The sequence below is a fragment of the Novacetimonas cocois genome (genome assembly GCF_003311635.1).
Classification (GTDB): Bacteria; Pseudomonadota; Alphaproteobacteria; order Acetobacterales; family Acetobacteraceae; genus Novacetimonas; species Novacetimonas cocois.
In genome coordinates this window covers 1-4,326 of the sequence record NZ_QEXL01000043.1, presented here as the reverse complement: position 1 = coordinate 4,326, position 4,326 = coordinate 1, and the positions used below count along the sequence as shown (strand labels likewise).

The 4,326-nt window shown below is 60.4% G+C and carries 8 protein-coding genes; 1 reads left to right on the top strand and 7 read right to left on the bottom strand.

Annotated elements, in window-relative coordinates; translation table 11 throughout:
- Positions 1-221 precede the first annotated feature (221 nt).
- The 7 genes from NJLHNGOC_RS16525 to NJLHNGOC_RS15215 all read right to left on the bottom strand — a co-directional run bounded on the left by NJLHNGOC_RS16525 (position 222) and on the right by NJLHNGOC_RS15215 (position 3,089).
- Positions 222-410 (bottom strand): helix-turn-helix transcriptional regulator, encoded by a 189-nt coding sequence (locus tag NJLHNGOC_RS16525; protein WP_113597089.1) that lies wholly within the window; start codon positions 408-410, stop codon positions 222-224.
- A complete protein-coding gene (locus NJLHNGOC_RS16520) occupies positions 407-787 on the bottom strand; it encodes a hypothetical protein (RefSeq protein ID WP_113597091.1) in 381 nt (126 codons plus the stop codon). The genes NJLHNGOC_RS16525 and NJLHNGOC_RS16520 overlap by 4 nt, the downstream gene beginning before the upstream one ends.
- 151 nt (positions 788-938) lie before the next feature.
- The gene (locus tag NJLHNGOC_RS15230; RefSeq protein ID WP_113597088.1) at positions 939-1,211 is read right to left on the bottom strand and encodes a type II toxin-antitoxin system RelE/ParE family toxin; all 273 of its coding nucleotides are present in this window, start codon (positions 1,209-1,211) and stop codon (positions 939-941) included.
- On the bottom strand, positions 1,201-1,374 hold the full coding sequence (locus NJLHNGOC_RS16080; RefSeq protein ID WP_165837959.1) for a hypothetical protein: 174 nt from the start codon (positions 1,372-1,374) through the stop codon (positions 1,201-1,203). Before NJLHNGOC_RS16080 ends, NJLHNGOC_RS15230 begins: the two co-directional genes overlap by 11 nt.
- Positions 1,371-1,970, bottom strand: coding sequence for a helix-turn-helix domain-containing protein (locus NJLHNGOC_RS15225; protein ID WP_113597087.1), 600 nt, complete (start codon positions 1,968-1,970; stop codon positions 1,371-1,373). The genes NJLHNGOC_RS16080 and NJLHNGOC_RS15225 overlap by 4 nt, the downstream gene beginning before the upstream one ends.
- A 328-nt stretch (positions 1,971-2,298) precedes the next feature.
- On the bottom strand, positions 2,299-2,835 hold the full coding sequence (locus tag NJLHNGOC_RS15220; protein WP_113597086.1) for a replication protein: 537 nt from the start codon (positions 2,833-2,835) through the stop codon (positions 2,299-2,301).
- The gene (locus NJLHNGOC_RS15215) at positions 2,832-3,089 is read right to left on the bottom strand and encodes a hypothetical protein (protein ID WP_003631169.1); all 258 of its coding nucleotides are present in this window, start codon (positions 3,087-3,089) and stop codon (positions 2,832-2,834) included. Before NJLHNGOC_RS15215 ends, NJLHNGOC_RS15220 begins: the two co-directional genes overlap by 4 nt.
- A gap of 214 nt (positions 3,090-3,303) precedes the next feature.
- Here NJLHNGOC_RS15215 and mobQ point away from each other — a divergent pair.
- The coding region (mobQ, locus tag NJLHNGOC_RS15210) for a MobQ family relaxase (protein ID WP_113597090.1) at positions 3,304-4,326 on the top strand (1,023 nt) is incomplete at its 3' end.

Below are 4,326 nucleotides of genomic sequence, written 5' to 3'. Positions count from 1 at the left end.
TCGCTGGCCAAAGCCTTAGCGTAGGATTTCGCCCCCTCCCGCAAACGACCCCAGAAGCAGCGCCAGCAGGAAGTCGAGCAGGCTCGGTCCCGGGGTTTGTCACGGGGTAAGAGTCGAGGTCGAGACTATGACAACGGGCCGGGAATGGGATTTTAGATATCAATCCCGTGTGGCGATGACTGTGGCTACACCATCCAATGCCGTCACACTGATCCGATTGGTTATGGCTGGAACACGTCTTCAATCTTTAGGCCGAACACGATGGCGATGGTGAATGCGAGCGGCAAGCTTGGGTCGTAGCGACCGTTTTCGATTGCGTTCACCGTCTGGCGCGATACAGACAGTGCGCTGGCGAGGTCGCCTTGGCTCCAGTCTCGGGCAAGTCGCAGTTCCTTAATGCGGTTATTCACCGGTAGCGTCTTTGAGCGACGAAAAGGCCCAAGCCCCACAAGGTGCCCATGATTGGCCAAACTTGGAACGCTCGAAGATGCGGCAGCCCGGTGCCCTCGGCAAAACCCCACCCGAAGGTGATGAGCGCAGTGCCAAGAAAGGAAATGGCTATGGCGTCGAATTGGATGCGCTTCTGCATTTCGTCCATCCGCCATAATCCGCGCAGGATAGCCCATGCTGCTGCAAAGGCGCCGAGCATCGGGGTGAGATTGATCGCAAGCTTCAAGGCGCCCGTGGGCTCGATCGCTCGCTCAATCACTGCGGTACCGACGAGCAAGGCTGCGTACAGTGCCAATGCGCTCCCTAATTCAATCAGATATTGCTTGGATCGGAACATCCACATCACTCCACTATGTAAAGTATATTTTACATAGTGGAGTGGAATACTGTCAAGCGTCCTTTCCATTCCTATCGCTGGTGATCACAAGGCTGATGCCGTTGCCGTATATCCGCATGGATATACACTTTCACCATTGTTGGTTTGCACACTATCTGTCTTGGGACATGTGCCAGACGCTAAGAACCCGCACGATTTTGGCATCTTCATCGACTTCGTAGAGCAAGACATAGGGGTGGACGACCACCCATTCACGGGTGCCATCTGCACCTTCCCGGCCAATGTTCGGGAACATGGCAAGGTCTGTGGTTGCGTCGATCAGACGGAGCAAAATCCGCTTGGCCGCGTGCGGGTTGCGGGGGAGCAGGTAATCAACGATGGCGGCCCGGTCTGTCAGGGCCTCATTGGACCATTTAACCCGCACGCCGTTCCTCGTGTGGCAGGGCGTCGATTGCCGCCTGAACGCGGGCCAGATCGGCTTTCAGGATCATCAGAACCTGTTCGGCCGGAACGTCTGGCTTTGTGCTGTTTCGTGCCTTGCGGATAGCGGCCTTTTTGGCGGCCTGTTCGTCGGAAAGATCGGTCATGACGCCCCCCCTTGGAGAAGTTCGAGCTGCATGGGTGGCCGGGTTTCCGCGGCCTGTGCCTTGCGGACGTCCAGCGAGCCGTTCCATGCCACATGCGGGTTGATGAAATACACGGCCATGCCGGGGCCTCTCACCCCTTCTATCTTGCGCCGTTCGCGGCGGATTACGCCCATTTTTTCCAGCGTGCCCATGATGGTGCTGACGCTACGAGGCGCACAGTCGATCTCTTCGGCGAGTTGGTCACGGGTGAGCAGTACCTCGCCGGTATCCTGCCGGAGATTGAGCAGCACCAGATCGAAAGCATGGCGCACCTGATTGGGCCGATCATCGGATGGCAGGGCGCGGATGGCGTCCCAGATCGCGGCGGTCTGCATACGGCTCAACATGGTGAAACCTCCCGGCCAAAGCCCTTCGGTGGTGTCCGGACGCGCGGCCTTTTGGAGCGCGTGTGTGATCTTGGAAAGGGCTAAACGCGCCTCTCCCGGAAGATGCTTCAGAAGTTCTTCGGACAGGAGCGAAAGCTGCTCGGCCGCCTGTGCTGCTTCTTCCTGTCCGGATCGCTGCTGTCTGGTGGTGAGGCGCACAATTTGTGCCATAGCTCGCTCCCTGTGGAGAACCCGTCATTAGGTCACGGAATCCGTGATCCAAAGGTCACAGAGTCCGTGACCTAATGCAACCTGTTTCTGCCGGATTTCTGCGGGGTGTGGCGATCCCTAAGAAAGAGAAAAGAATCTAATCCCCCTGTTGTCCCCCCTTTTTCCGGTGGAAAACTGCCATTTCGAGGTCTGTTCCGGCGCCCGGGGGCGGGCTACGCCGCTCCCGCTCCGCGCTCGCCCGGACCCTGTGACGCCGGCAGAATCGGGCAAGAGAAAATGGCTCAGGAAGCAATGAGGGGGGTGGCCGGCTTTCCCTTCCCGGTGAAGGTCAGGGGATATACCAGCCGCTCAGGTTCCCTTTGGCGTCCAGTTTCGGGAAGCAGACCGTCCGACCCTTCTGGCGTTCCATGGTCCAGCCATCTCCCTTGCACAGGGCCAGCATATCGAGGCTCCCAAGCTGATCGAGGCCATAGGCCCGCTGTCCGGACGGGGTGTTGGCCCAACTGGCGGCGGCCTCCTGATTCCGGGCTTTCTGGTATCCGTCCGCGTGCCCGGTGTCCCATCCAGACCGCTGGCCGAAGAAATAACCCCCGGCAAACGCCACCAGAACGATCAGGAAGGCCATCAGACCAGTCCATAGTAGAGATGAACGTATTTCGGTCTGACTGGCCTGTAGCGCCTCCTGTGAGGCTCCTGTGGCCTGTTTAAGAGCGGCCTTCATTTCGTCCGACAGGGCCTGTTCCTGCTGGTTCCGGGTCGCCTGATCGGATCGGACGGCCCGGAGCAGTCGGTTTGTCTCCGCCATTTCCCGGCCGAGCTGGTCGAACGCGGCCAGCCCGTCATCCAGCTCGCGTTCTTCGGTCATGGCTGGTCAGGCTCCGGCTTCTGCCAGCCCTCGAACGCCTTGTGGTCATGGTCGCGGGTGATGCGTTTCATCAGTTCGTCAATGACCCGTCCGAAGCGTTCATCTTTCCCGGCCGCGTCGATCAGCAGCCCCCCGAGAATGACCTTGCGCCTTGTGTCCAGCTTGCGTTCCTCGGCGTTCTGTCTGGCGAGCAAAGCCTGATACCGGGCCTTTGCCTGCTCGACCTGCTGTTTTGCCTTTTCGATGGGTGTCATTTTTCCTCCCGCACCAAGTGGGTGCAATGGTCTGTTGTGATTTCCATTCCCGCGTGACCCTGTTGAGGATACCCGATTTTTCGAAAGTTTTCTTGATTCCTCGTGAAGCGCAAACAACCCTTGCGACGAAGGAGCGAAGGGCGCACTTTAGCATTGTTCCAATGCGTGCGTCAGGGACGTTCCTTCCCTGAACCCTTCCAGACCGGAGCAAGTCGTGGCGATCTACCACCTGTCCGTCAAATCTATTTCACGTTCGGCCGGTCGCAGCGTTGTGGCTGCTGCTGCCTATCGTGCTGGTCAGGAATTGACGGACGAACGGCAGGGCTTGACGCATGACTACACCCGCAAGCAGGGGGTGGAGGATGCGTTCATCGTGGCCCCGGATGGCGCGGACTGGGCACAGGACCGGAACGCACTGTGGAACGCAGCCGAGGCGGCCGAGAAGCGAAAGGACGCCAAGACCGGCCGGGAATACGAGCTGGCGTTACCGGCCGAGCTGGACGCGGGCGTACGGGCAGCACTGGCGCGGGATTTTGCCCGTGAGCTGGTGAAGCGGTACGGGGTGGTGGCCGATGTGGCGATTCATGAACCCGGCCGGGAAGGGGACACCCGGAACCATCACGCGCACATCCTGACCACGACCCGGACGGCTGGGGCGGACGGGCTGGGAGCCAAGACGCGGGTTCTGGACGTGGCCAGCACCGCCTCGGCCGAGATCGAGCATATGCGGGGTGTGTGGGCACGCCAGGTCAACACGGCGCTGGAACGGCACCAGGTCGAACAGCGGGTGGATCACCGGAGCTTCGAGCGTCAGGGGAAGGAGCAGGAGCCGACCCGGCACATGGGCGTGTCAGCAACTGCCCTGGAGCGTCAAGCCGCTCGTGAGATCCCCGGCCGGGAGCCGGTGACGGATCTCGGGAAGCAGAATGCGGAGATCCGCGAGCGGAATCGTGTTCTGGAAACAGCCCGCAAGGCCGTGGAAAAGGCGCAGGGGCTGTTCTCCAGACTTGAGAAGAAAGCGCGGCTGGCGGTCGGTCTGGCCCGGAAAATCGGGCAGAGGATGGAGCGGGAGAGAGAGGCCGAGCGCCAGAGGAAGGAGCTGGCGCGTCAGGCCGAAATCAGGCGGGAAATGCAGCGTCAGGCAGCCGAGGAAGCCCGGATGTCCGCTGAACTGGAGAGGCAGAAGGGGGTCGTTTGCGGGAGGGGGCGAAATCCTACGCTAAGCCGAGGACGCGCT

Coding starts and splice junctions, on each gene's coding strand:
- NJLHNGOC_RS15225 (WP_113597087.1), bottom strand. CDS start 1,970: ATGGCACAAATTGTGCGCCTCACCACCAGACAGCAGCGATCCGGACAG.
- NJLHNGOC_RS15215 (WP_003631169.1), bottom strand. CDS start 3,089: ATGACACCCATCGAAAAGGCAAAACAGCAGGTCGAGCAGGCAAAGGCC.
- NJLHNGOC_RS15220 (WP_113597086.1), bottom strand. CDS start 2,835: ATGACCGAAGAACGCGAGCTGGATGACGGGCTGGCCGCGTTCGACCAG.
- NJLHNGOC_RS16520 (WP_113597091.1), bottom strand. CDS start 787: ATGTTCCGATCCAAGCAATATCTGATTGAATTAGGGAGCGCATTGGCA.
- NJLHNGOC_RS16080 (WP_165837959.1), bottom strand. CDS start 1,374: ATGACCGATCTTTCCGACGAACAGGCCGCCAAAAAGGCCGCTATCCGC.